Consider the following 25,754-nt stretch of genomic DNA (forward strand, 5'->3'; position numbering starts at 1 on the left):
GCCTGGATCCAGCACATGATCATGATCGTCGTGCGGCTGGTGGGCTGGATCGCTGTCTGGCTCGGCTCGCTGGGTGCACTGGTGTCATTCCTGTCCCCCGGGTTCGCTCCGCTCTTCATCCCCTTGCTGGGGTACGCAACCTTCCGCGCCGTCCTCCAACTCGCCTACATCCGCCCCTCCCTCTACATCCAGCGTGTTCTCCGGCAGTACCCCTGGCAGCTGGTCACCGGCGTCCCCCGCGGCCGGAACAAGCACCCCCGGGTCCAGGAGGACGAGATGTGGTTCGAGTTCGCCAATCCAGAGGAGCCCGCAGAGCAGATTCCCCTGCTCTTCCTCTCGAACATGCGCACCTTCTGGTGGATGCGACGCTTCGGCACCGCCCGCACTAAACCGGAACTGAAGGCCCAGATCGAACCCCTCTGGTTTGCCGGAGACCCCCGCTTCATCGCGGTGATCGCGGCCACGGGCCGCGGCGACAAGGCTCCCAAGCGGCTACACCTTCTGTACCAGCGCACGGCCACGGGCCGCCGAGGTATTGATCCGACCGACTGGAACGCCAGTACCGCAGCCCTCGAGCGCGCGCGCCGAGCCGGAGCTCATGTTCCCGACGCAGTACCCCCACACCCACGCGCGTACTGACTCGTACCGGACAGGACTCGATGACCACGGCCCCCCACTTCACCGTCGCCGACTCGGCCAAGGACCCCGACGCGGAGCTCTGGTTCGCAGAACCGGCAGGCTTCAGGGCCATCCCCCTCGACGGTCTGCTGCCCACGTCAGGCTCTCCGACCGCCGACCATCTGCGCGCCGCTCTCGCGCCGTTCCTTGATGCGGCACCCGACAAGATGATGCGCCGGCAGTTCATCGCCCAATTGGCACAGGGGCAGGAACTGCTGGGCGCCCTGTGCGAAATCGGCACCGTCCACTGCTCGATCGGTCTACACCGCGACGACATCGACGAGGCGGCCGACAGTAGTGGCCAGCCCCTACTCTCCTTCTTCACGCTGTCCTGGCGCGACACAGCAGTCGCCCCGCGCGCAGTCACCGCAGCCCGCGCCGTGAGTTCAGCCCAAGGTCACACTCGAATCGAGTACCTCGAGCTTCCCTGCGGTCCAGCGACCCTCAGCGAGACGGAACTCACTCCCTCAGTGGACAGCGGTCTCCCTCAGACGCCGCTTCTCCAGATCCACGCCCACCTGCCGCACCCGGACTGCAAGCGTCTGGTCGTTCTCACACTGAGTACAACGGCTGGGGCCCGTCGCGAGCACTATCGTGCGATCCTTCGCCAGATCGCGGAGCTGGTCTGCTTCGACAATCCGCTGGACCTGGATAGGAGGGTGGCGCGTTGATCGCGGAAAGGGCTCAGCGGGCGGAGCGGACAGCCCGAAGCGACTGGCGTTGGGCCGAGCCCAGAATTGCCAAGAGGTCAAGCGCTGCGCATGGATGAGCCCGTCTTCAGGCTGCGTATCAGCTCGTGGAGACGGGCGCGGGTGGTCACGAGGATGGCGTCCGGTTCGTCGCTCTCACGGAGACGGATAGTCCCGTCGGGGGCGGCGGCTACGTAGACGCAGTTCGAGCCGTCGCCGCTATATGTGGCCTTCTGCCAGGGGATGGTATGCACAGTTGGTCTCTCTCACGTGTCCCGGATGAGGCGGTGGATGAAGTCGCGTGACTCGGCGGGGCTGAGGGCACACGACTCCATGCGGTCCAGCACGGAACGGTACTTACTCAACTGTGTTTCCGCGTCGAGGAATTCACAGGCACCGTGGTGCGAGTCCAACTGGACGGTGTCGAGTTGCGGCACGGAGCCCTCGACGTAGTCGAACGATTGGCCCGTGGTTGGGAAGTGCTCCGTGCCGAAGGGGACGACTCTGACGGCGACATGGGGTAGTTCGCTCATGTCGAGCAAGTGCTTGAGCTGGGCGCGGGCGACGACGGGACCGCCGAAGCCCATGCGGAGTGCAGCCTCGTGGATGATCGTTGCGTACGGGGACGGGTTCTCCCGGTGCAGGACACCCTGCCGCTTGATGCGGTGTGTGAGGCGGTATTCGATCTCGTACTGCCGCATGGGTGGCGCCACTTGCCGGAAGAGGGCCCGGGCATGGTCCGTGGTCTGCAGCAGGGCCGGGATGTGGACGATGAGTCCCGCGCGCAGTCCGGTGGCATGGTGCTCGAGTTCGGCGAGGTCGATCAGCGCGGCGGGCAGGTGCTCGCGGTATTCCTCCCACCAGCCCCGAGTCCTGCGGCCCGTCATCGCGACCAAGGCGTCGACGAGCTGATCGTCTGAGCAGTCGTACACATTGGCCATGGAACGGACTCGATCGGCGCTGATAGGTGTGCGGCCGGTTTCAATCATGCTGACGCGTGCCTGGTTGACGCCGAGCAGCTCGGCGGCACCGGTGGCGGTGAGCCCGGCCCGTTCGCGGAGCTTGCGCAGCTCTGCGCCGAATCTCCGCTGCCGCAGCGTCGGATTGCTGGTGGGCGGCAAGACGTTTCCTTTCTGGCCGCGACGCGGCGTTCCTCTCCCTCACAAGAGTGAAGCTTGGATGCTTCCAGCGCAAAAGGTTAGAGATATCTAACCGGCGGCTCTACGGTAGCTACCTACCGCCCAACTGCTCGCGCCGCTAAGCCGGAAGCGCACCACCCCAGGCATTGCCGCCGCACGGCGCCGCCGTTGAGCGAGCCCCCAGTCCCCTTCTTTCCAGGAGGTATTCGTGGTCACCGTAGCCCTGCCCGACACCTGGGTGTACGCCCTTCGCCTGCCCCATGACCCCCGCGCCGCACGCGTCGCACGTACGACCGTGCGGGCTGCGCTGAACGGGCATGGCATGTCCGAAGTTCTCGACGTCGCGGTCCTGTTGACGTCGGAGCTGGTCACTAACGCCTACCAGTACGCGAACGGTGCGGCCTCTCTGCGGCTGACAGCGCTCGGTGGTGGGCGGTTACGGGTGAGCGTCTGGGACGCGAATCCCTACGTCCCGGCGCCCTTCGATGCAGCGCCCGGCGTCCGGCCGAGCCCCGCGCCGGTCGACGCCGTCAACGGGCGTGGGCTGCTCCTTGTGCAGGCGTGGGCGGATGCGTGGGGCGGGGACGCGCTCGGGCGGGGCGCGGGGAAGCTGCTCTGGTTCGAGGTCGGGGGGCGCGCCCGAGAAGCTTGGGCGGTGTGACCGCAGGTCTGCTCAGGCGTAATACAGCAGCGATCTTTACTCCCCCTTGGTGTCCGCCATACCGACCCAATAACCGCCCTCACTACGGTCGTTGGGTTGGCATGTGCACAGAGTGAAGTTCGGGGGCGGGGCTGCATGTCTGACCTGAAGAAGGAAGCGGAGTCGCTGGAGAAGGCGGCCACCGCCTTGGGCAAGGTGGGGCACCACACCGCTAAGCCGTTGCACGAGTTCAAGGCGGAGTCGGATGATCTGTCGGCGCTCGGCAAGTTGGGGTCTCTGCTGAACGCGACGCAGGACATACGCGACGGCATGCACAAGCTCGCCAAGCTCACCCACGCGCTCGACGAGGAGTGGCAGGCCGAGGCGAAGCTGATGGGCGAAGTGTCCGACGCTTTCGACCTGTTGGATGTGCTGCTGGCCGCGGCGGCTCGCGGGAAGAATAGCTGACAGCCCCGTGGTCGATCTCAACCCGCTGCACTGGGTCAACAAGTACAACCACATGTTCGGCGACACCCTCGCCAGCCAGCTGGAGTTCCTCGGGATCACCGATCCGGCGGTGGATCCGGACGGGGTGCGCGAGATCGCCAAGAAGTGGCGACATCTGGCCTCCGGGCTCGACGACGCGGCCGGCGATGCCGAGCGGGCGATGGCGGGCGTGGTGTGGGAGGGCAAGACCGCCAAGGCGTTCCAGAAGCGGGCGAAGGAGACCCGTAAGAACGCCGGCGACATGGCGCACGCGCTGCGCAAGGGTGCCAAAGCGCTGGACAAGTTCGCCGATCAGGCGCACGAGCTGATCTCCGAGATCGGCGTGATGCTGGCGGAGATCGAGGAGTTCGAGCTGGCGGGCCTGGCGCTGGACGTCCTCACCGGAGGGGCTTCCTCGGTGGTGGCCACTTTGATGTCCACCGAGCGGGCGTTGAAGGTCGTCGCGCTGGTGGGGCGGATCGAAGAGGAGGGCACCGCGCTGGGGACGGCGGTGCGCACCGTGATGGAGGCCCTGCGCGGCCTGGAGCGCGCGCTGAAGGCGCTCAAGGACATCAAGGCGATCGCCTCGGTGGGCAAGATGGCCGGGGAGGGCATGAAGTTCTCCGCGTTCGCGACCGCTCTGGAGGATCCGGGCGCCTTCACGGACCCGGAGAAGCTGGCCGGCATCCTCACCGAAGGCGCGGTCATGGGCGTCGGCTTCGGCGTGCTGGGGAAGGCGCTGGGCAAGGGACTGAAGGCGCTCAAGCCCAGCGAACTCGCCAAGCTCAGCAGGGCATTGAAGTTCGAAGGCTCCGACCTCTCGAAGCTCAAACTGCGGCCCGGTGAGGCCGAGGCGCTCGAGGCAGGAATCCAAGCAGCGGAGAAGGAGTGCAAGCTCGACCCGATCGACGTGGCTACCGGCGACATGCTGCTGCCGCAGATCGACATCGAGCTGCCCGCCGCCTTGCCGCTGATCCTGGAGCGGACTCACATCTCGTCGTATCGGTGGGGTGGCTGGTTCGGCCCCTCCTGGGCTTCCACTCTCGACCAGCGTCTGCAGGCCGACGACGACGGCTTCGTCTTTGCCGCGCCCGACGGTGCGAGGCTGGTCTATCCCCGCCTCGCTCCCGGCGCCGAAGAGTGGGTCTTCCCTGAAACGGGCCCTCGAATACCCCTGGCCTGGGACAGCGAGGTCGACGGCGCGCTGCGGATTACCAACCCGGCAACGGGACTGGCCTACATCTTCCACACTCCGCAGCCCACCGATGACGGTGCGGCCGTCGATCTGCCTCTCCAGGCCGTAGAGAACCGCCACCGTCAGCGGGTCACCATTCACTACGCCGAGGACGGTACCCCTGTCGAGGTCGCTCACTCCGGTGGTTACCGCGTCGCGATCGACCGCCATCCCGAGCTTGCCCGCATCGCGGCCCTGCGTCTGATCGACCCTGAAGACCCTCAGCGCCGAGGGACGGTGCTGATCTCCTACGGGTACGACGAGAACGGCAATCTCACCGACGTCCGCAACTCCGACGGGAAACCTCTGCGGTTCACCTATGACTCGGAGGGGCGAATAACTTCCTGGGCCGACCGGAATGCAAACACGTACTCGTACGTGTACGACGACCACGGCCGAGTGATACGTACCGAGGGCAGTGGCGGATTCCTGTCCGGGACCCTCAGCTACGACGATGCCACCCGCACCACTACGGTCATCAACGGCCTGGGACACAGCACTCGCTACGAACACAACGAGGCGTTCCGGCTTATCCGCGAGATCGACGCCCTCGGCAACACGACCGAGCAGGAGTGGGACGCCGACGGCCGTCTGATAGCCGTCACCGACGCGCTGGGCAACACCACCCACCCTCGCTACGACGAGAAGAGCCGTTTGACGTCCGTCGTCCATCCTGACGGCAGGGAAACCGCCGCTGAGTACGACGACCGCGGTCTACCGGTAGCGATCACCGGACCGGACGGCGGCGTCTGGCGTCAGGAGTACGACGAGATCGGCAATCGTACGTCGGTCACCGACCCGTCCGGTGCCACCACCTTCTACGCTTACACCGCGGCCGGTCTCCTCAGCTCCATCGCCGACGCCCTCGGCCACACGACGCACATCCGCTACAACAGGGCCGGCCTGCCGGTCGCGGTGACCGATCCGCTCGGTGCCGTGACCTCGTATGCGTACGACTCGCTGGGGCGGCAGATCGCCATCACGGATCCCCTCGGCAACACGGCCCGGCTGCAATGGACGACCGACGGACTGCTGGCGCGCCGCACCGCGCCCGACGGCAGCAGCGAATCATGGACTTACGACGGTGAGGGCAACTGCGCCTCTCATACGGACGTCCTGGGCAACGTCACCCGCTTCGAGCACGCCGATTTCGACATGCTCACCGCCCGCACCGGACCGGACGGCGCCCGCTACACCTTTGCCCACGACACGGAACTGCGCCTCACCCAAGTCACCAACCCGCAGGGGTTGAGCTGGACTTACAAGTACGACGCGGCCGGACGTCTGACCTCCGAAACAGACTTCGACGGTCGCACTCTCACCTACAGCTATGACGAGGCCGGCCGATTCGTCTCACGGACGACGCCGATCGGCCAGTCGATCACACATGACCTCGACGCCGCGGGCCGCATCCTCACCAAGGACGCCGACGGCTACCGCACGACGTACACATACGACAGCGCCGGCCACCTCGCCACTGCCCACACCGAATCGTCGACCCTTCTCCTGGAACGCGACGCCCTGGGCCGGATCCTGGCCGAGTCCATCGACGGCCGCACAATCCGTTACACCTACGACGTCCTTGGCCGTCGCACCGTGCGTACGACGCCAAGCGGCGCCGTCACCCGGCTCTCCCGGAACCCAGCCGGTGCACTCACCGCTCTGTCCCTGGCAGACCGTAGCTCCTCCTTCATCCGCGATGCTCTCGGCCGCGAGGTGACCCGGACCTTGGGTGAACCGTCACAGCCAGTAGTCATTAGTCGCACGTGGGACGAAGTCGGCCGACAGACCACTCAGAGCGTCACCGCCAACGCCCGTTCCCTGCGCTCTCGCGAGTATCAATACCGGGCCGACAGCAGTCTCAGCGGCATCATCAACCGGCTCACTGGCGAGCACCAACGCATCTCGCTGGACCCTGTCGGGCGTCCGCTGACGGTCACGGCCGATGGTTGGACCGAGTCCTACGCCTACGACATGGCTGGCAACCAGACCAGCGCCCACTGGCCCGACGCCGCTCCGCGCGCCGAGGCCCGTGGCAAGCGCACCTACACCGGCACGCGCATACGCTCCGCCGGGGCCATCCGCTACGAGTACGACGCATCCGGGCGTACCACTCTCCGCCAGAAGACCCGCCTTTCCCGCAAACCTGAGACCTGGCACTACGTCTATGACGCTGAGGACCGCGTCATTTCCTGCACCACACCCGACGGCACGGTGTGGACCTACAGCTACGACCCCCTGGGCCGCCGTACGGCCAAGCACCGCATGGCCGCCGACGGCGAGACCCCCGAAGAAACCGTCCACTTCACCTGGGACGGGACCGACCTGGCCGAGCAGATCGACACCACCACGGGCGTCGTCACCACCTGGGAGTACGACGACGATCACCCCGTCGCTCAGCTTGAACGCAGACCTGGTGTCCTGGCCACCTCCGCTACTGCGGTTGCCCAGCAAGGCCAGGAAGACATCGACACCCGGTTCTTCGCCATCGTCACCGATCTGATCGGCACTCCCACTGAACTCGTAGACGAACACGGCAGTATCGCCTGGCACACCCGCGCCACCCTGTGGGGCATCACCAGCTGGAACCGTGACGCCGACGCCTACACACCGCTCCGTTTCCCCGGCCAATACGCGGACCCTGAAACGGGCCTCCACTACAACTTCTTTCGCCACTACGACCCCGACACCGCCCGATACACCACCCCCGATCCCTTGGGTCTGGCGCCGGCGCCGAACCCCGTCACCTACACGAACAACCCCCATACCTGGAGCGACCCCCTCGGGCTGGTTCCGAAAGCCTGCAAAACGGACAGATACCTGTGGGACGGCAGCGTCAGGTTCGGCAAGCTGGACGACCTGAACCGTCCCACCGGGATATGGGCGTCGCTGCGTAGGGAGATGTTGAGAACGGGCAGCGAAGCGGGTAAGACCACGACGCCCGGGTGGCGAGGTGACGGGCCTAGCTTCAACGAAGCGCGCGGCCATCTACTGGCCAACATTCTGGGTGGACCAGGAAAGGGATCCTTGGCTCGCCAGAACCTCGTCACGCTGACCCAGAATCCAGTAAACACGCCTGTTATGAAGAAAATTGAGGCGGAGGTATACAATGCCGTCAAGGATGGTGAGATTGTCCAATACTCGGTGACTCCGGTATATGGAGGAACAAATCCAGTCCCTCTCAGGCTGGAAATATCGGCATTCGGAAATCGTGGATTCAGACTGCACGAACCTCTTGAAAACCCGGCAGCGGGTGTGCGAACCGGAACAATTCCCCTTCCATAGCTGTGATTCACTTTCGACGCAAGGACGGCGATGACTCGCACCACTCCACCGCGACCGATGGATATCGAGGCGGTGTTCCCGGAACTGTCCTCCTATCGGAAAACCTGTACCCGACTCCACCCTCGGCCCGGGGCGCCGAAACCGTTTGAGAGTTCCGTTGGTGGACCGTTCTTGTGGCCTACCGATGAACCGTGGCCGACATGCCGAGCAGTACACCCGCGCGATACCGGTAGGCGCATCAAGGACATCCACCGGGAACGCCAGGTACTGAGCGAAGCTTGGCGCCGTAGTCCGGAATCGGGGCCGACCGACGAAGAGCGTGAACTCCTGGGACGACTGCGCCAAGAGCACCACGTTCCGGGGCTCACCGAGACGGCCCCCATCCCCTTGCTGGCTCTGGCCCAGCTCTTCGTCAAGGACGTTCCCGACCTCGTCGCCCCTGAGGGGCGCGACCTGCTTCAGGTCCTGTGGTGCCCGTTCAGCGCACACGGGACACAGGCCGCTCCCGGTGTCCACCTACTGTGGCGAACGGCTTCCGAGTGCACGCCTTTCGTAGGTCCACCGCTGCCTGAGGTCGTTGGCGATGACGGATATGTACCCGAACCTTGCACACTTGACCCGGAGCGGGTCATGGAGCACGAATTCGGCGAGCTTCTGAGCGAGGGCCTGCAGTTGCGTATTGAAGAATGGGAGGAACAAATCGAGGAGGAAACCGATGAGGAGTCTGCCAACAGGGGCCACTTTCTTTCTTACGACGGGGACCACTCGATCGCCCCTGGATGGAAAGTAGGGGGCTATGCAACATGGGGCGTTACCGGTCCATATGCGATCGACTGCTCATGTGAGACGCCGATGGATCTTCTGCTGGCCATCAACTCCGCGGAGTGGGGTGGCACAAATAGTTGGGTTCCGCTGGAGGACCGTGAACTCATCGGAACCTACGACGCGAATATCCCCACGCAAGTGACCGTAGGCAGGGGCGGATCTCTGAACGTCTTTGTCTGCCCCGCAGATCCGGCACACGAGCACAAGATCAGCCTTCAGTAAAGAATGCGCCGCCTGCGGCGCGGGCCCGCAGTGACGCTGCGCATCCTGGAACCGAGGAGAAGACGCGGAGTTCGGCCTCGATGACGGTCTTCTCGGCGACGTCCACCGGCGGATCACGGGAAGCGCCGCTGTACTGACACCCACCCCGCGCTGTGCAGCGGCTGTGTGTGGAGGGGCGAGCCCTCGATGTGTCAACGGGGCGTCAAGGCACCGTCAAGTCGGGTCATTGGCGGTTTTGCCGTGGGGGGTGGGCATGACACCGTAGGGCGGTTGCGTAAGTGAAGGTTGTTGGGTGGGCGGGGAGTTGGCGCGGTGAGTAAGCGGCAGGTTCGGAAGATGTTCCAGTTGATGGCGAGTGGGGAGCCGATCGAGCTCACCAGTGCCATGGCCTCCGTGAAGAAGCTGGGCCGGCTCGCCTTCATCGCGCAGCAGTTCGGGTACGAGTACGCCGACGTGCGGCAGGGGAGTGGGCGCAACAGCTCGCTCAGGATGCTCATCGTGCCCGATCACAGTCCGCAGGCTCAGGCACGGGCCGCGCAGAACTGGGCGCAGTTCCCGCGGGCCGCGGACGGGGAGTCCCTCCCGCCCGTCGTCCCTGACGCGCTCGAGCTGCTCAAGGCCCGGATCAACTTCGACCTCACCGGCAAGAACGCCGAGAAGCGGATGGCGCTGGGGGCGCTCGGGCTCACCCTCGGCGTGGGCCTCGCCCTCGTACGCACCGGTGGCAGCGGCGTCGTGCCCATCCTCATCGGGTGGCTGTGCCTCATCGCCATCCTGGGCATCGGCTTCGTCGTCACGCGCAAGCGCAACGCCAAGTTCGCGGCGCGGCTGCAGGCCGCCGGGTTCACGCCGGTGACGGAGGAGGGCGGCCGGGTACGGTATCTGCCGCCTACCCCGTACGCCCAGCAGGTCGCGGGCCACCAGCACGGCCAGCAGGTGCCGGGCCACCAGTACGGCCAGCAGGTGGCGGGCCACCAGTACGGTCAGCAGGCCGCAGGGCATCAGTACGGTCAGCAGGCCCCCGCCCCGTACGGTCAGCAGGCCCCCGCCCCGTACGGACAAGCCCCAGCGCCAGGTCCCTATGGTCAGCCGCAGGCTCCGGGCCCGTACGGGCAGCCGCAGGCCCCGAACCCGTACGACCAACCGCAGGCCCCAGGCCCATACAGCCAACCCCCGGCCCCAACCTGGCAACCCCCACAGCACTGACCCCGTTCCCCCCCGTCCCCTCCCTCGTCCACGTCCGCCCTCACCGCCGCCCCCGCCCCCGAGTGAGAGCAACGTTCCCTTCCAGTCACCCACAGGCACAGGCCGGAAACGCGTCCTCCCTACCTTCGGGACTCAGCCGCTCGTTGTACGACACCTGAGTACCGGAGAACCGTGGAGGCGTCATGACAGCCCCTAGTACAGCCCCCGCACGCAGCAGGGGAGGCCGTTGGATCGAGGAGTGGGATCCGGAGGACGAGGCCTTCTGGCAGCGGACGGGTGAGAAGGTCGCCCGGCGGAATCTGCTCTTCTCCGTGCTGTCCGAGCACATCGGGTTCTCGGTCTGGACCCTGTGGTCGGTGCTGGTGCTCTTCATGGGGCCCGAGTACGGGCTCACCCCGGCCGACAAGTTCCTGCTGACGTCGATGGTGACGCTGGTCGGCGCGGTCGTGCGCGTCCCGTACACCTTCGCGGTCGCGATCTTCGGCGGGCGGAACTGGACGATCATCTCGGCCGGTCTGCTGCTCATCCCCACCATCGCCGCGTTCACCGTGATGAAGCCGGGGACGTCGTTCAACACCTTCCTGTTGATCGGTCTGCTCGCCGGTATCGGCGGCGGCAACTTCGCCTCCAGCATGACCAACATCAACGCCTTCTTCCCGCTGAGGAAGAAGGGGTGGGCCCTCGGGCTCAACGCGGGCGGCGGCAACATCGGTGTGCCCGTCATCCAGCTCGTGGCGCTCGCGATCATCGGGGCGAGCGGCGGGCCGCGGGTGCTCCTCGGGATCTACATCCCGCTGATCGTCGTGGCCGCCGTGCTCGCCGCGATCTTCATGGACAACATCTCCTCCGTGAGGAACGACACCGGTGCCGCCAAGGACGCCGCGAAGGACGCGCACACCTGGATCATGTCCTTCCTCTATGTCGGGACGTTCGGGTCGTTCATCGGCTACAGCTTCGCGTTCGGGCAGGTGCTGACGAACCAGTTCGGGCGTACGCCGCTCCAGGCCGCGTACCTCACCTTCATCGGTCCGCTGCTCGGCTCGTTGATCCGGCCCGTCGGCGGCTGGCTCGCCGACCGGTACGGCGGCGCGCGGATCACCCTGTGGAACTTCGTCGGCATGGGCGCGGCGACGGCCGTACTCGTCGGCGCCAGCATGCAGACGTCGCTGCCGCTGTTCGTCACCGCGTTCGTCGTGCTGTTCGTGCTGAGCGGGCTCGGCAACGGGTCGACGTACAAGATGATCCCCGGCATCTTCCAGGCCAAGGCCGTCGCCAAGGGACTGACCGGTGAGGAGGCCGCGTCCTACGGGCGGCGGCTGTCGGGGGCCTCGATGGGGCTCATCGGCGCGGTGGGCGCTCTCGGCGGCGTCGGCATCAACCTCGCCTTCCGGCAGTCCTTCCTCTCCTACGGCTCCGGCACCGGCGCCTTCGTCACCTTCCTCGCCTTCTACGCGGCCTGCTTCGCGGTCACCTGGGCCGTATACCTTCGCCGCCCGGCGGCCGCGAAGGCCCCGGCCGCGACGGCTTCTGAGGCGAAGGCGCAGCTCAGCTACGCCGAGGTGTGACGTAACACCGGCGACATCCAGCCGATCCGAGCCTGTCACGGGGCGTTGACAGGCTCGGCTCGGTCACGCGTGCGCGAACGCGCCACCCCGAGTACGACGACTCGACGAGTGCGAGACGAGAGCCGAGCCCATGTACGACGAACAGCAGCGATTGGTCCGAGCAGGCCACGGCCCCCTCGAGGGGTTCACCGTGGGCGTGACGGCCGCGCGCCGGGCCGACGAACTGGGGGCGCTGCTCCAGCGCCGCGGCGCCGCCGTGGTGCACGCGCCGGCTCTGCGGATCGTGCCGCTCGCCGACGACAGCGAACTGCTCGCCGCCACCAAGGAGCTGCTCGACCAGGCGCCGGACGTCGTGGTGGCGACCACGGCGATCGGGTTCCGGGGGTGGGTCGAGGCCGCCGACGGATGGGGGCTCGGCGAGGAGCTGCTGGCGCGGCTGCGCGGCGTCGAACTGCTCGCGCGCGGTCCCAAGGTCAAGGGCGCGATCCGGGCCCAGGGGCTGACCGAGGAATGGTCCCCGTGCTCCGAGTCCATGGCCGAGGTGCTCGACCGGCTCCTGGAGGAGGGTGTCGAGGGCCGCCGGGTCGCCATCCAGCTGCACGGCGAGCCGGTACCGGGATTCGTGGAGTCGCTGCGGGCCGCGGGAGCCGAGGTCGTCGGCGTCCCCGTCTACCGGTGGATGCCGCCCGAGGACCTCGGTCCCGTCGACCGGCTGCTGGACGCGGCCGTCACCCGCGGCCTGGACGCGCTCACCTTCACCAGCGCGCCCGCCGCCGCCTCCCTGCTGTCCAGGGCGGAGGACCGGGGCGTGCTCCCGGAGCTCCTCGCCGCCCTCCACCACGATGTGCTGCCCGCCTGCGTCGGCCCGGTCACCGCGCTGCCCTTGCAGGCTCGCGGCATCGACACCGTCCAGCCCGAACGCTTCCGGCTCGGCCCCCTCGTACAGCTGCTCTGTCAGGAACTGCCCGGGCGGGCGCGGACGTTGCCCATCGCCGGGCACCGGGTGGAGATCCGGGGGCACGCGGTGATGGTGGACGGGGCGCTGCGGCCCGTGCCGCCCGCCGGGATGTCGCTGCTGCGGGCCCTGTCGCGGCGGCCGGGCTGGGTGGTGGCGCGGGCCGAGCTGCTGCGCGCGCTGCCGGGCGCCGGGCGGGACGAGCACGCCGTCGAGACGGCGATGGCCCGGCTGCGTACGGCACTTGGCGCGCCCAAGCTGATCCAGACGGTGGTCAAGCGGGGCTACCGGCTGGCGCTCGACCCGGCCGCCGACTCCAAGTACGCGGACGTGTAAGGCCTTCGGTACAGCAGCAGCGCACGCGCCAGGCACGCCAGCGCGAGCGTCGACAGCAGGGCCCGTACGACGTTCCACGCCACCCATGTGTCCTCGAACTTCTCGCGTACGGCGGCCGGGTCGGCGATCTTCGCCGGGTCGCCCGCGTTCGCGAGGCCGTTGTTGAGGGGGATGTTCACCGCGACGGTGAACAGGAAGGTGAGGGCGTACGCCGCGAGGGCCGCGAACACCCACCACCTGCACGTAGATCCGCGCAACTGCCAGGCCGACACCGCCGTCAGGACCAGCGCGCCCATGAAGCTCAGGAAGAACACCGGGTTCTGGATCACGTCGTTGATGTTCCGCATCACCTCGATGAAGACGCGGTCGTCGCTGCGGGCCAGTGACGGCATGACATCGCAGGCGAAAATGTAGAAGACCCCGGCGATCAGGCCCATCGCGACGGTGGCCGCGCCCAGTACACCTCCGGCGGTCGTACGCCGCCCCGTGCTGTTGTCTGTCATGTCCACCAGTCAACCGACGCGGCGGCACGGGTGACATGGCTCAGACGCGCGGCCTCATAAGCGCGCGTCCAGCAGATGAGCGGTACTGACTCTTCCGGCAGGGCGCGCGGGCATGCACTGTAGGGGGTACCACGGCGGTAACCCCAAGGCGGTGACAGGCACATGGCATCGGGCATGGCCACGGCCTCGTACGAGCTGCGGTTCGACTCCGGGCGAATCTGCCTGGACCTGACGGCGACCACCCACCCCGAGGAACGGCTCGACTCGGCACCCCGGCTGCGCGCGTGGATCGCCGCGTGCGGACTGGTGCCGGCGAACACGCCGCTGGCGGCGGCCGACGCGACCTGGCTCCTCGCCTTCCAGGAACTGCGCGGACACATCGCCCAGTTGGTGCGTGGCGAGCTGGACGCGCACCCCGCCGACGCCGCGCTCGCCCGCGTCAACGCGATCGCCCTCGCCGCTGTGCCCGCCCCCTGGGCCGTACGCGCGGACGACGGTTCGCTGCACCGCCGGCTGCGCACCCCGCCCGGCTGCGCCGAACTGCTCTCCGTCGTCGCCCGGGACGCCCTCGACCTGCTCACCGATCCGGTGGCGCGGGCGAGCCTGCGGCAGTGCGAGGGGGACAACTGTCCGATCGTCTATCTCGACACCTCGCGGGGCCGGCGGCGACGATGGTGTTCCAGCGAAGTCTGCGGCAACCGGGAGCGCGTGGCCCGGCACCGGCGCCGGGCGGCCCTCGCCCGTGCGTGAGCCTCCCACTCCCGCCCCTACGTGATCTTCCCGTCACCTGCGGTGATCGGAAAACAACCTTCACGCCCTGCCCAAGAAATATGTGCGACCTCTTTGAACGCACGTCCACCCGCACACGTACCCGGTGATGAGCGACCGACTGGGGGAACCCCCGGACACCGGAGGTAGGCGTGCGCAAGGATTCCGCCGTGGCTGATGAACGAAGGCCCAGGGCCCGACATCGCATGTCTCAGCAGTCCTCGTCGACCGAACCCGACGAGGAGCTGATGCGTGCCCTGTACCGGGAACACGCCGGTCCCTTGCTCGCGTACGTGCTGCGGCTGGTCGCCGGAGACCGGCAGCGCGCCGAGGACGTCGTGCAGGAAACACTCATCCGTGCCTGGAAGAACGCCGGTCAGCTCAATCGGGCGACCGGTTCGGTACGCCCCTGGCTGGTGACGGTCGCCCGGCGCATCGTCATCGACGGCCACCGCAGTCGGCAGGCCCGGCCGCAGGAGGTCGACCCGTCGCCGCTGGAGGTCATCCCCGCGGAGGACGAGATCGACAAGGCGTTGTGGCTGATGACACTGTCGGACGCGCTGGACGACCTGACCCCTGCTCACAGGGAAGTTCTGGTCGAAACGTACTTCAAAGGGCGTACGGTCAATGAGGCGGCCGAGACGCTCGGCATCCCCAGCGGCACCGTGCGCTCGCGGGTGTTCTACGCCCTTCGGTCGATGAAGCTGGCGCTGGAGGAGCGGGGGGTGACGGCATGAACACATACGGGGGATACGGAACGGGTGGTCCAGGAGCCATGCAGGGTCCACGGGGACAGCAAGGCCCCGGAGACATTCATGAAACCGTAGGCGCCTACGCCCTCGGCATCCTCGACGACGCCGAGGCGACCGCCTTCGAGGCGCATCTCGCCACCTGCGAGTGGTGCGGCCAGCAGCTCGACGAGCTGGCCGGGATGGAGCCGATGCTCGCCGCGCTCGCGGATCTGCCCGCCTCGCAGGGCACCCCCGCCATCGGCGAGTCGCTGGCCGTCCGCCCGAGCCCACGGCTCGCGGAACGGCTGGTCGACGAGGTGTCCGAGCGGCGCGCGAAGAAGCGCCGGCGCGGAATGTACCTGGTGGCGGCCGCTGCCGCGCTGATCATCGGCGGTCCGCTGACGGTGATGGCGGTCAACGGCGGCAGCGACGGCTCCACGAATCCGCCGCAGGCGATGCCCACCAGCCCCGCCAAGGCGGCCTTCCAGGTCATGACCGACAAGGTCTCCGCCACGGATCCGAGCACCAAGGTCAACGCCGTGGTCGCCGTCGAGAAGAAGGACTGGGGCACGCACGCCGTCCTCCAGCTCAAGAACGTCAAGGGCCCGCTCAAGTGCTCCCTGATCGCCGTCGGCAAGAACGGCGAGCGCGAGACGGTGACGTCGTGGGCGGTCCCGAAGTGGGGTTACGGCATCCCGAACGCCAAGATGCAAGAGGCGAAGAACCCGCTCTACGTGCACGGCGGCGCGGCCTTCTCGCCCAACCAGATCGACCACTTCGAGGTCATGACCTTCGACGGGAAACGCCTCGTGGAGGTGGACGCGTGAGCGAACCCCGAGCGCGCACGTAGCCTGCCGGGGCCCCCTTCGCGTACGGTTGACGGCTGCCCAGCACGTCAGAAGGGGGCCCGGTGGCCGCTCAGGCTCAGCAGGAAGCCGCGCTCGGCTCGGTCCATGAATCCGTACGGGGAAAGTCCGTCAGGGACGACTCCGTACGGGACCGGGAGATCAGCGTCGAACAGGAACATCTGGACCGGGTGTACCGGCGCCTCGAGGAGAAGATCCACGAGGCGGAATTCCTGATGAACGACGCCGCCCAGCGCGGTCAGGTCGGTACACCGGGGGCGCTCGCGGAGCGCGACGCCCAGGTGTTCCGGGCGGGAATCCACCTCAACCGCCTCAACAACGAGTTCGAGGACTTCCTCTTCGGCCGTATCGACCTACTTCTCGGGAAGGACGGCAAGAAGGGTCCGGACGGCGCGTACACGGCGGTGGAACCGGCCGAGGGCTCGGTGCGCGAGGACAACACCGCGGAGATCGCGGAGACCCTCCACATCGGCCGCATCGGCGTCCTCGACGCGGACTACGCGCCGCTGGTCATCGACTGGCGGGCGCCCGCCGCGGCTCCCTTCTACCGGTCGACGCCGGTGGACCCGGGGCGTGTCGTACGACGTCGGGTCATCCGCTCCAAGGGCCGCAAGGTCCTCGGTGTCGAGGACGACCTGATGCGCCCGGAGCTGACGGCCTCCCTCGACGGCCGCGAGCTCTCCGTCATCGGTGACGGCGCCCTCATGGCCGCGCTCGGCCAGGCCCGGGGCCACACCATGCGGGACATCGTGGCGTCGATCCAGGCCGAGCAGGACCTGGTGATCCGGGCGCCCGCCGCGTCGGTGACCTACGTCGAGGGCGGCCCCGGCACCGGCAAGACGGCGGTGGCCCTGCACCGGGCCGCGTACCTCCTCTACCAGGACCGCCGTCGCTACGCGGGCGGCATCCTGATCGTCTCCCCGACCCCACTCCTGGTCGCCTACACGGAGGGCGTCCTGCCCTCCCTCGGTGAGGAGGGCCAGGTCGCCATCCGCGCCATCGGCTCCCTCGTCGACGGCGCGGAGGCCACGCTCTACGACTCCCCGGCGGTGGCCCGCGCCAAGGGTTCCTACCGGATGCTCAAGGTGCTGCGGAAGGCGGCGCGGGGGGCGCTGGAGACGCCGGGCGGCGCCAAACCGGCGTCCGGGCAGCTCGCCTTCGGAGAAACGGACGAGACCCCCACCCGTCTGCGAGTCGTCGCCTTCGGGCGGCGGCTGGAGCTGGAGGCCGCCGAGCTGGACCGCGTCAAACACAACGCGCTGAGCGGGACCGCACCCGTCAACCTGCTGCGGCCGCGTGCCCGCAAGCTGCTGCTCGACGCGCTGTGGGCGCGGTCGGGTGCCGGGACGCGGCACACGGACCCGGAGCTGGCCGCCGAGCTGCGGTCGTCGTTCGACGAGGACATCACCTCGGAGGACAGCTTCATCACGTTCCTGGACGCGTGGTGGCCGGAGCTGACCCCGCGCGGCGTGCTGGCCGCGATGGCCGACGAGCGGCGGCTCGGGCGTTGGGCGCGGCGGATCCTCAACCCGAGCGAGGTGCGGCGGGTGGCGCGCTCACTCAAGCGGGACGGGCTCTCCGTGCACGACGTGGCGATGCTGGACGAGCTTCAGGCGATCCTCGGGACGCCCGCCCGGCCCAGGAAGCGCCGCGATCTCGACCCGCTGGACCAGCTCACCGGCCTCGAGGAGCTGATGCCCGTACGCGAGGAGTCGCAGCGCGAGCGCGCCGAGCGGCTGGCGCAGGAGCGGACCGAGTACGCGCACGTCATCGTCGACGAGGCGCAGGACGTCACGCCCATGCAGTGGCGGATGGTGGGCAGACGGGGCCGGCACGCCACCTGGACCGTCGTCGGCGACCCGGCGCAGTCCTCCTGGTCGGACCCGGACGAGGCCGCCGAGGCCCGCGACGAGGCCCTCGGGACCCGCCCCCGGCGCCGCTTCACCCTCACCGTCAACTACCGCAACCCGGCCGAGATCGCCGAGCTGGCCGCCAAGGTCCTCGCCCTGGCCATGCCCGGCTCCGAGTCACCGTCCGCCGTACGGTCCACGGGTGTCGAGCCCCGCTTCGCCGCCGTACGGGGCTCCCTCGCGCAGACCGTGCGTGCCGAGGCCGCCCGCCTCCTCGACCATGTCGACGGCACGGTGGGCGTCGTCGTCGCCATGAACCGGCGCGAGGAGGCGGCCCGCTGGCTCGCCGGGCTCGGCGACCGTGTGGTGGCGCTGGGCAGCCTGGAGGCGAAGGGTCTGGAGTACGACGCGACGGTCGTCGTCTCGCCCGCGGAGATCGCTGATGAGTCCCCGGCCGGGCTGCGCGTCCTGTACGTCGCCCTGACCCGCGCGACCCAGCAGCTGACCATCGTCTCGAGCGACCGCGACGAGCCGGATGGGAACGGGGTGCCGGATCTGCTGCGCGACTGACCGTGTGGCCGACCGTGTGGCCGAGGGGGTGGCCGAGAGGGTGGCCCTGAAATGAACTTCCGGTGCGGGAATGGCCTTACGGGATCTGTTTGTTAGCCTGGGTGTGACACCGGCCCGATCCAAGCCCCCGGGCCCAACCTTCGTCGCTACGAGCGACCACTTGCCGCGAGGCGAGCATGGCGGGTCGGTGTCACTGAACGGAGAAGAGGCCCATGTCACCCCGGTGACATGGGCCTCTTTCGTTGCCTGAGTGTTTCTCGTATGGTGGAAGTCCGTTTCCGAAAATCGCCTCCTTAGCTGCGAACAAAACGTTCGCAATCCGGGGCGGCTACCGCGTACTCGACGGTAGGTGCGACGATCGGACGGCATACCAGCGACACGGTGAAAGCAGAGGAAGTCGGCCATGGCAACGGCGCCCAGCGTCTCCTACTCGATTACGGTCCGCCTTGAGGTGCCCGCCAGTGGAACCGCGGTCTCCCAGATCACCACGGCCGTGGAGTCCCACGGCGGCTCGGTGACCGGCCTCGACGTGACCGCCTCAGGCCACGAGAAGCTCCGGATCGACGTCACCATTGCCGCGACCTCCACCGCGCACGCCGACGAGATCGTCCAGCAGCTGCGCGGCATCGAGGGCGTGACGCTCGGCAAGGTCTCCGACCGTACGTTCCTCATGCACCTCGGCGGCAAGATCGAGATGCAGTCCAAGCACCCGATCCGCAACCGTGACGACCTCTCCATGATCTACACGCCGGGTGTCGCCCGCGTGTGCATGGCGATCGCCGAGAACCCCGAGGACGCCCGCCGCCTGACCATCAAACGCAATTCCGTTGCGGTCGTGACGGACGGCTCGGCCGTACTGGGCCTCGGCAACATCGGTCCCAAGGCCGCCCTCCCGGTCATGGAGGGCAAGGCGGCGCTCTTCAAGCGGTTCGCCGGCATCGACGCCTGGCCGCTGTGCCTGGACACCCAGGACACCGACGCGATCGTCGAGATCGTGAAGGCCATCGCCCCCGGCTTCGCCGGCATCAACCTCGAGGACATCTCCGCGCCGCGCTGCTTCGAGATCGAGGCGCGGCTGCGCGAGGCCCTCGACATCCCCGTCTTCCACGACGACCAGCACGGCACCGCCATCGTCGTACTCGCCGCCCTGACCAACGCACTTCGCGTGGCGGGCAAGGCGATCGGTGACATCCGTGTCGTCATGTCCGGCGCCGGCGCAGCCGGTACGGCCATCCTCAAGCTGCTGATCGCGGCGGGCGTCAAGAACGCCGTGGTCGCCGACATCCACGGCGTCGTGCACGCCGACCGCGAGGACCTGGTGGACGCCGCCCCGGACTCGGCGCTGCGCTGGATCGCCGACAACACCAACCCCGAGGGCCTCACGGGCACGCTGAAGGAAGCGGTGCGCGGCGCCGACGTCTTCATCGGCGTCTCCGCCCCGAACGTGCTCGACGGCGACGACGTGGCCGCCATGGCCGACGACGCCGTCGTGTTCGCGCTCGCGAACCCCGACCCCGAGGTCGACCCGGCAATCGCCCGTCAGACGGCGGCAGTTGTCGCCACCGGCCGCTCCGACTTCCCCAACCAGATCAACAACGTCCTGGTCTTCCCGGGCGTCTTCCGTGGCCTGCTGGACGCCCAGTCGCGTACCGTCAACACGGAGATGATGTTGGCCGCCGCGACCGCCCTCGCGGACGTGGTGACCGAGGATGAGCTCAACCCGAACTACATCATCCCGAGCGTCTTCAACGACAAGGTCGCGGGCGCGGTCGCCGGAGCGGTGCGCAACGCCGCGAAGGCGGCGGGGGTGACGGAGGCGGACACCGCCTCCGTGTAAGTCGGGTCGAGCCGGGCAGCAGAACCGCACAAACGTGGCTGTTCGCGCGTCTGTGACGGGCGCCACGACCGCCTCAGCCCCGGCGCGTCGCGGAACGCGGGGCCTGTGGCCGCCTCTATGGTGGCGGCCAGGCTCAGGCCTCGCAGGCCTTTTCGTGTGACTCCCAAGGGTGTTCGTGTGACTCCCAGGGGTGCCGGATTGGCTTTCCCGCCGCAGGTGGGGGCAGGATGCGTCTTCGGGCGCGAGGGTCTGGATACGGACCCGGGTCCGGGGACCGACCGAGGACCCTGGCAGCATCGGCTTCGCGTGCCCGACATGCGGCTCCGCCGCGTGGCACGCCACAACGGCAAGAAGAACACGGGAGTAACAACATGAACCGCAGTGAGCTGGTGGCCGCGCTGGCCGACCGCGCCGAGGTGACCCGCAAGGACGCCGACGCCGTTCTGGCCGCGTTCGCCGAGACCGTCGGCGAGATCGTCGCCAAGGGCGACGAGAAGGTCACCATCCCCGGCTTCCTGACCTTCGAGCGCACCCACCGTGCCGCTCGCACCGCGCGCAACCCGCAGACCGGCGACCCGATCCAGATCCCGGCGGGCTACAGCGTCAAGGTCTCGGCGGGCTCGAAGCTCAAGGAAGCCGCCAAGGGCAAGTAACCCCTCCGTGTGCCACGGGACGGTGCACGCAGCGCAGTAACGCCAATGGGGCGGCCCCCGGTCTTCGGGTGCCGCCCCATGGTCGTACGTACGACTATTGCTGTCAGCCCAGCGCCTTGCCCGGCAGCTCCACCTTCGCGCCCAGCTCGACGAGCTTCTCCATGAAGTTCTCGTAGCCGCGGTTGATGAGGTCGATGCCGTGCACGCGGGAGGTGCCCTGGGCGGCGAGGGCCGCGATGAGGTACGAGAAGCCGCCGCGGAGGTCGGGAATGACCAGGTCGGCGCCCTGGAGCTTGGTGGGCCCGGAAACGACCGCCGAGTGCAGGAAGTTGCGCTGGCCGAAGCGGCAGACCGAGCCGCCGAGGCATTCGCGGTAGAGCTGGATGTGCGCGCCCATCTGGTTGAGCGCGGAGGTGAAGCCGAGCCGGGACTCGTACACCGTCTCGTGGATGATCGACAGGCCGGTGGCCTGCGTCAGGGCGACGACCAGCGGCTGCTGCCAGTCGGTCTGGAAGCCCGGGTGGACGTCCGTCTCCAGCGCGATGGACTTGAGCTGGCTGCCCGGGTGCCAGAAGCGGATGCCCTCGTCGTCGATCTCGAAGGCGCCACCGACCTTGCGGTAGGTGTTGAGGAACGTCATCATCGAGCGCTGCTGGGCGCCGCGGACGTAGATGTTGCCTTCGGTCGCCAGTGCCGCGGACGCCCAGGAGGCGGCCTCCAGGCGGTCCGGGAGGGCCGCGTGGGTGTAGCCGCCGAGCGAGTCGACACCGGTGATGCGGATGGTCCGGTCGGTGTCCATGGCGATGATCGCGCCCATCTTCTGCAGTACGCAGATGAGGTCCTCGATCTCGGGCTCCACGGCCGCGTTGGACAGCTCGGTGACGCCCTCCGCCAGCACGGCGGTCAGCAGCACCTGCTCGGTGGCGCCGACGGACGGGTACGGGAGCTGGATCTTGGTGCCGCGCAGCCGCTGCGGAGCCTCCAGGTACTGACCGTCCTCCCGCTTCTCGATCCTCGCGCCGAACTGCCGCAGCACCTCGAAGTGGAAGTCGATGGGACGGCCGCCGATGTCACAGCCCCCGAGCCCGGGGATGAACGCGTGCCCCAGACGGTGCAGCAGCGGGCCGCAGAAGAGGATCGGGATGCGCGAGGAACCCGCGTGGGCGTCGATGTCGGCGACGTTCGCGCTCTCGACGTGCGAGGGATCGAGAACCAGTTCGCCCGGCTCCTCACCCGGACGGACCGTCACACCGTGCAGCTGCAGGAGTCCGCGTACGACACGCACGTCGCGGATGTCGGGGACATTGCGCAGCCGGCTCGGCGCGCTGCCCAGCAGGGCGGCCACCATGGCCTTGGGTACGAGGTTCTTCGCACCGCGGACACGGATCTCGCCCTCGAGCGGGGTTCCGCCGTGGACAAGGAGTACGTCATCACTGTCGTTGACGGTCATGTATCTCGCGTTCCGATGAGTTGGGCAGGCGTGAGTCGTCGGCGGACCGTTGTCGCGGGAGCCGAAGAGCAAGCGTAATGGCCGCCTACCCCCCTTCAGTAAGCCCAAGTACCACTCAGCTACGTCATAGCTTGGCCACAACACGAACCGTTCTGAATCGGGCACACGGGGTCACCGACGCCGGCGTGCGCGGGGGGCGCTTCTGCGCGCCCTGAGCTGCATTCACCCGGGTACGGGTATTGGCTCCCCGCTCACGGGGAAGATGCGGGATCATGTCTGGCATGACCGAGGTGTCCTCGCTCACAGGGCGGCTGCTCGTGGCCACGCCCGCCCTGGCGGACCCGAACTTCGACCGCGCGGTGGTGCTGCTCCTCGACCACGACGAGGAGGGCTCGCTCGGTGTCGTCCTCAACCGTCCGACGCCGGTGGACGTCAGCGACATCCTGGAGGCCTGGGCCGACTTGACCGGCGAGCCGGGCGTCGTCTTCCAGGGCGGCCCGGTCTCGCTGGACTCCGCGCTGGGCGTCGCGGTCATCCCGGGCGGCGCGTCGAGTGAACGTGCGCCGCTGGGCTGGCGGCGGGTGCACGGCGCCATCGGTCTGGTGGACCTGGAGGCCCCGCCCGAGCTGCTCGCCTCGGCCCTCGGCTCGCTGCGGATCTTCGCCGGGTACGCCGGCTGGGGCCCGGGCCAGCTGGAGAACGAGCTGGTCGAGGGCGCCTGGTACGTCGTCGAATCCGAACCCGGAGACGTCTCCTCCCCGGCCCCCGAACGCCTCTGGCGCGAGGTCCTGCGCCGTCAGCGCAACGAGCTCGCGATGGTGGCCACGTATCCGGACGACCCTTCGCTCAACTGATGCCGCCGCGCTTCAGTACCCTTGCAGTCATGAGCACTCTTGAGCCTGAGACCCAGCCCCAGCGAGGCACGGGGACGGGGACCCTCGTAGAGCCGACGCCGCAGGTGTCGCACGGCGACGGGGACCACGAGCGCTTCGCCCACTACGTCCAGAAGGACAAGATCATGGCGAGCGCCCTCGACGGCACGCCCGTCGTGGCCCTCTGCGGCAAGGTGTGGGTCCCGGGCCGGGACCCGAAGAAGTACCCCGTCTGCCCCATGTGCAAGGAGATCTACGAGTCCATGGGCGCCGGCGGCGACAAGGGCAAGGGCGGCGACGGCGGCGACAAGAAGTAATGCCGCCGGGTCCCTCGGCGCGGTACGCGACGTAGACCGAGCATGACCGCGGCGCCCCCGATGAGGGGCGCCGCGGTCATGCCGTACCCAGGGGCGGGCAGCGGGAGAGCGCGGAGGAGTTGAGCCTCGCGGCGTCGGTGCGAGGGGATATGGCCGTGGCCGCGGCGCGTACGGCCGTCAGGCCGGCGCCGGACGAGGCGGCGCCGCATCGGGCGCTCGGAGCGGTACCGCACAAAGGCGGGCGGCCCTCGAGCCGAGGCCCGGCAGGAGCCGGGGCGTCGTGCCCGCGGTGTCGCTCGTCGGCTTCCTGCTCCTCGCGGGCGCGCGGCGCTGGGTGCGCTGGTGACACGGGGAGCGGTTCCAGGTGTGAGGTGTTCGCGGCGGACGCCGTGGGGTGCGGGCCGGTCGTGAAAAGACCACCCCCGCCTGACCGTTGCACGGAGTGCGCCCCGTGGTCACGAAGTGGTTGAGACCTCTTGTGGGCACGTTCATGTAGTCCATAGCCTCCTGGGTGTTGTGCAGAGCAAAACCGCCATTGCGCATGTTGCAACGCACCCCCACCCGGAGGATGCTCGATGAAGCTCTCTGCGAAGCTCCCTGCCCGAACGGCCGTCGCCCTGGCCGCCCTTGTCGCCGCCACCGCCTGCGCCCCCCAGACCTCCGACAACTCCTCCTCCGGCAAGGACGAGAAGACGGGCACCCTGCGCGTCTGGCTCTTCCAGGAGGTCGACAACGCGCCGAAGGAGAAGGTCGTCGACGCGGCCGTCGACACCTTCAAGAAGGCCCACAAGGGCACCAAGGTCACCATCGAGTACATCCCCGTGGAGACCCGCGCCCAGCGCGTCAAGGCCGCCTTCAACGATCCCAAGAGCGCCCCGGACGTCATCGAGTACGGCAACACGGACACGGCCGGTTATGTGAAGGACGGCGGACTCGCCGATGTCACGAAGGACTTCACCGACTGGAGCGAGTCGAAGGACACCGACCCGACGGCCCGGCAGTCGGTGACGGTGGACGGCAGGATCTACGGCGCCCCGTACTTCGTCGGCGTCCGGGCCCTCTACTACCGCACCGATGTCCTCAAGGAGCTGGGCCTCGAAGTCCCGAGGACCCAGGCCGAGTTGGCCGAAATCGCCCGGAAGATCCACACGGCCAGGCCGGAACTGTACGGCCTCGCGGTAGGCGGCGCCTACACCTACGGCGCGATGCCGTTCGTCTGGTCGAACGGGGGTGAACTCGCCGAGGGCAAGGGCGGTTCGTACGCCGCGACCATCGACAGCGCGGACGCACAGAAGGGCATCAAGGCCTACACCTCGCTCTTCGGCGACGGCAACTGCCCGGCCGCCAAGTGCGCCGGCATGGGCGGCAATGACACGGTGACCGCCTTCGCTTCGGGCAAGGCGGGCATGGCCATCGGCGGCGACTTCAGCCACGCGGCGATCGAGGCCGGGAAGGTGAAGGGCAAGTACGCGGTCGTTCCGTTGCCCGGGGTGAAGCCGGGCTCGGTGGCACCGGCGTTCGCGGGCGGCAACAACATCGGCGTACTGAAGAGCACGTCGCACCGCACGCTGGCGGTGGACCTGATGAAGCGGCTGGCGTCGAAGAAGACCCAGGGCGAACTCTTCGACGCGATGGGCTTCCTGCCGACGTACACCGACGTACGGGAAGACGTCGCGGCCAAGGAGCCCTTCGTCGCCCCCTTCGTCAAGACGCTCGCCGCGGGCACCAGGTTCGTCCCGGCCTCGCCCGCCTGGGCACAGATCGACGCCTCGCTCGTCCTGCCGACGATGTTCCAGGAGATCGTCAGCGGCAAGAAGGACGTCGCCGCGGCTTCGAAGGCCGCGGCGAAGAAGATGAACGACGCGTTCAGCTCCGCTGGGTGAGCCCGATGACGAACCGCGCTTCCCCGGAGGACGTTCCGCCCGCCGGCGACACCGGCGCGGACCCCGCGGGTCGCCCCGGCCGGCGGGAGCCGGGCACGTCAGGACCGGCGGCGGTCCACGAGGCGCCGCTCCGGGCCGGCCGGGCGGCAGGGGTCCGCAAGGCGTCGCCACGCCGCGCCGCGCGGGTGCGGAAC

23 protein-coding genes are annotated in these 25,754 nt (G+C 68.4%); 19 read left to right on the plus strand and 4 right to left on the minus strand.

All coding sequences use genetic code 11. The features are described 5' to 3' along the window. Positions 1-15 precede the first annotated feature (15 nt). Both AB0D27_RS16255 and AB0D27_RS16260 read left to right on the plus strand, forming a co-directional pair. Complete coding sequence (locus AB0D27_RS16255; protein ID WP_362508132.1) at positions 16-639, plus strand: hypothetical protein; 624 nt, start codon at positions 16-18, stop codon at positions 637-639. 20 nt (positions 640-659) lie between these two features. Next, positions 660-1,349, plus strand: a complete 690-nt coding sequence (locus AB0D27_RS16260; RefSeq protein WP_362508135.1) for a hypothetical protein — start codon at positions 660-662, stop codon at positions 1,347-1,349. Between the two features lie 77 nt (positions 1,350-1,426). On the opposite strand, the gene AB0D27_RS16265 is transcribed toward AB0D27_RS16260, so the two are convergent. After that, entirely contained in the window at positions 1,427-1,621 is a 195-nt protein-coding gene (locus AB0D27_RS16265; RefSeq protein ID WP_362508138.1) for a DUF397 domain-containing protein, read from the minus strand. Between the two features lie 12 nt (positions 1,622-1,633). After that, complete coding sequence (locus AB0D27_RS16270) at positions 1,634-2,488, minus strand: helix-turn-helix transcriptional regulator (RefSeq protein ID WP_362508141.1); 855 nt, start codon at positions 2,486-2,488, stop codon at positions 1,634-1,636. 226 nt (positions 2,489-2,714) lie between these two features. Between AB0D27_RS16270 and AB0D27_RS16275 the strand changes: the two genes are divergently transcribed. The 7 genes from AB0D27_RS16275 (at position 2,715) to AB0D27_RS16305 (ending at position 13,260) form a co-directional block, all read left to right on the plus strand. Next, positions 2,715-3,167 carry an ATP-binding protein gene (locus tag AB0D27_RS16275; protein WP_362508144.1) on the plus strand — a complete coding sequence of 151 codons (453 nt, stop codon included), beginning with the start codon at positions 2,715-2,717 and terminating at the stop codon, positions 3,165-3,167. 135 nt (positions 3,168-3,302) lie between these two features. After that, on the plus strand, positions 3,303-3,614 hold the full coding sequence (locus tag AB0D27_RS16280) for a hypothetical protein (protein WP_362508146.1): 312 nt from the start codon (positions 3,303-3,305) through the stop codon (positions 3,612-3,614). Positions 3,615-3,621: 7 nt separating this feature from the next. Continuing rightward, positions 3,622-8,151 (plus strand): DUF6531 domain-containing protein, encoded by a 4,530-nt coding sequence (locus AB0D27_RS16285; protein ID WP_362508149.1) that lies wholly within the window; start codon positions 3,622-3,624, stop codon positions 8,149-8,151. A 630-nt stretch (positions 8,152-8,781) separates the two neighbouring features. Beyond that, complete coding sequence (locus tag AB0D27_RS16290) at positions 8,782-9,198, plus strand: hypothetical protein (RefSeq protein ID WP_362508152.1); 417 nt, start codon at positions 8,782-8,784, stop codon at positions 9,196-9,198. A gap of 312 nt (positions 9,199-9,510) precedes the next feature. Beyond that, positions 9,511-10,404, plus strand: coding sequence for a hypothetical protein (locus AB0D27_RS16295; RefSeq protein WP_362508155.1), 894 nt, complete (start codon positions 9,511-9,513; stop codon positions 10,402-10,404). Positions 10,405-10,586: 182 nt separating this feature from the next. Further along, positions 10,587-11,969 carry a nitrate/nitrite transporter gene (locus tag AB0D27_RS16300; protein ID WP_362508158.1) on the plus strand — a complete coding sequence of 461 codons (1,383 nt, stop codon included), beginning with the start codon at positions 10,587-10,589 and terminating at the stop codon, positions 11,967-11,969. Between the two features lie 130 nt (positions 11,970-12,099). After that, entirely contained in the window at positions 12,100-13,260 is a 1,161-nt protein-coding gene (locus AB0D27_RS16305; RefSeq protein ID WP_362508160.1) for a uroporphyrinogen-III synthase, read from the plus strand. Here AB0D27_RS16305 and AB0D27_RS16310 read toward each other — a convergent pair. Beyond that, complete coding sequence (locus AB0D27_RS16310; protein ID WP_362508163.1) at positions 13,209-13,763, minus strand: anthrone oxygenase family protein; 555 nt, start codon at positions 13,761-13,763, stop codon at positions 13,209-13,211. The two genes, AB0D27_RS16305 and AB0D27_RS16310, sit on opposite strands and share 52 nt — an antisense overlap. A gap of 162 nt (positions 13,764-13,925) precedes the next feature. On the opposite strand from AB0D27_RS16310, the gene AB0D27_RS16315 reads away from it, so the two are divergent. The 6 genes from AB0D27_RS16315 (at position 13,926) to AB0D27_RS16340 (ending at position 21,038) form a co-directional block, all read left to right on the plus strand. Then, entirely contained in the window at positions 13,926-14,513 is a 588-nt protein-coding gene (locus AB0D27_RS16315; RefSeq protein WP_362508165.1) for a CGNR zinc finger domain-containing protein, read from the plus strand. Positions 14,514-14,737: 224 nt separating this feature from the next. Further along, positions 14,738-15,268, plus strand: a complete 531-nt coding sequence (locus tag AB0D27_RS16320) for a sigma-70 family RNA polymerase sigma factor (protein WP_037619265.1) — start codon at positions 14,738-14,740, stop codon at positions 15,266-15,268. 38 nt (positions 15,269-15,306) lie between these two features. After that, complete coding sequence (locus tag AB0D27_RS16325) at positions 15,307-16,089, plus strand: zf-HC2 domain-containing protein (protein ID WP_362508168.1); 783 nt, start codon at positions 15,307-15,309, stop codon at positions 16,087-16,089. Positions 16,090-16,172: 83 nt separating this feature from the next. After that, the gene (locus AB0D27_RS16330) at positions 16,173-18,548 is read left to right on the plus strand and encodes a UvrD-helicase domain-containing protein (protein WP_362508171.1); all 2,376 of its coding nucleotides are present in this window, start codon (positions 16,173-16,175) and stop codon (positions 18,546-18,548) included. 403 nt (positions 18,549-18,951) lie between these two features. After that, a complete protein-coding gene (locus tag AB0D27_RS16335) occupies positions 18,952-20,385 on the plus strand; it encodes an NAD-dependent malic enzyme (RefSeq protein ID WP_362508175.1) in 1,434 nt (477 codons plus the stop codon). Positions 20,386-20,756: 371 nt separating this feature from the next. Next, positions 20,757-21,038, plus strand: a complete 282-nt coding sequence (locus AB0D27_RS16340; protein WP_007382399.1) for an HU family DNA-binding protein — start codon at positions 20,757-20,759, stop codon at positions 21,036-21,038. Between the two features lie 103 nt (positions 21,039-21,141). Here the strand turns inward: AB0D27_RS16340 and murA are convergent, their stop codons facing one another. Further along, positions 21,142-22,488 carry a UDP-N-acetylglucosamine 1-carboxyvinyltransferase gene (gene murA, locus AB0D27_RS16345; RefSeq protein WP_362508179.1) on the minus strand — a complete coding sequence of 449 codons (1,347 nt, stop codon included), beginning with the start codon at positions 22,486-22,488 and terminating at the stop codon, positions 21,142-21,144. A 281-nt stretch (positions 22,489-22,769) separates the two neighbouring features. Here murA and AB0D27_RS16350 point away from each other — a divergent pair, with 281 nt between their 5' ends. The 4 genes from AB0D27_RS16350 to AB0D27_RS16365 form a co-directional block, all read left to right on the plus strand. Beyond that, on the plus strand, positions 22,770-23,342 hold the full coding sequence (locus tag AB0D27_RS16350; RefSeq protein WP_362508182.1) for a YqgE/AlgH family protein: 573 nt from the start codon (positions 22,770-22,772) through the stop codon (positions 23,340-23,342). Between the two features lie 29 nt (positions 23,343-23,371). Continuing rightward, the gene (locus AB0D27_RS16355) at positions 23,372-23,677 is read left to right on the plus strand and encodes a DUF3039 domain-containing protein (RefSeq protein WP_362508185.1); all 306 of its coding nucleotides are present in this window, start codon (positions 23,372-23,374) and stop codon (positions 23,675-23,677) included. A gap of 575 nt (positions 23,678-24,252) precedes the next feature. Next, positions 24,253-25,560 carry an extracellular solute-binding protein gene (locus AB0D27_RS16360; RefSeq protein WP_362508188.1) on the plus strand — a complete coding sequence of 436 codons (1,308 nt, stop codon included), beginning with the start codon at positions 24,253-24,255 and terminating at the stop codon, positions 25,558-25,560. 5 nt (positions 25,561-25,565) lie between these two features. Further along, positions 25,566-25,754, plus strand: a 189-nt coding sequence (locus AB0D27_RS16365; RefSeq protein ID WP_362508191.1) for a hypothetical protein, incomplete at its 3' end; no start/stop codon positions are given.

The sequence above is a fragment of the Streptomyces sp. NPDC048415 genome, assembly GCF_040651675.1.
Lineage (GTDB): Bacteria > Actinomycetota > Actinomycetes > Streptomycetales > Streptomycetaceae > Streptomyces.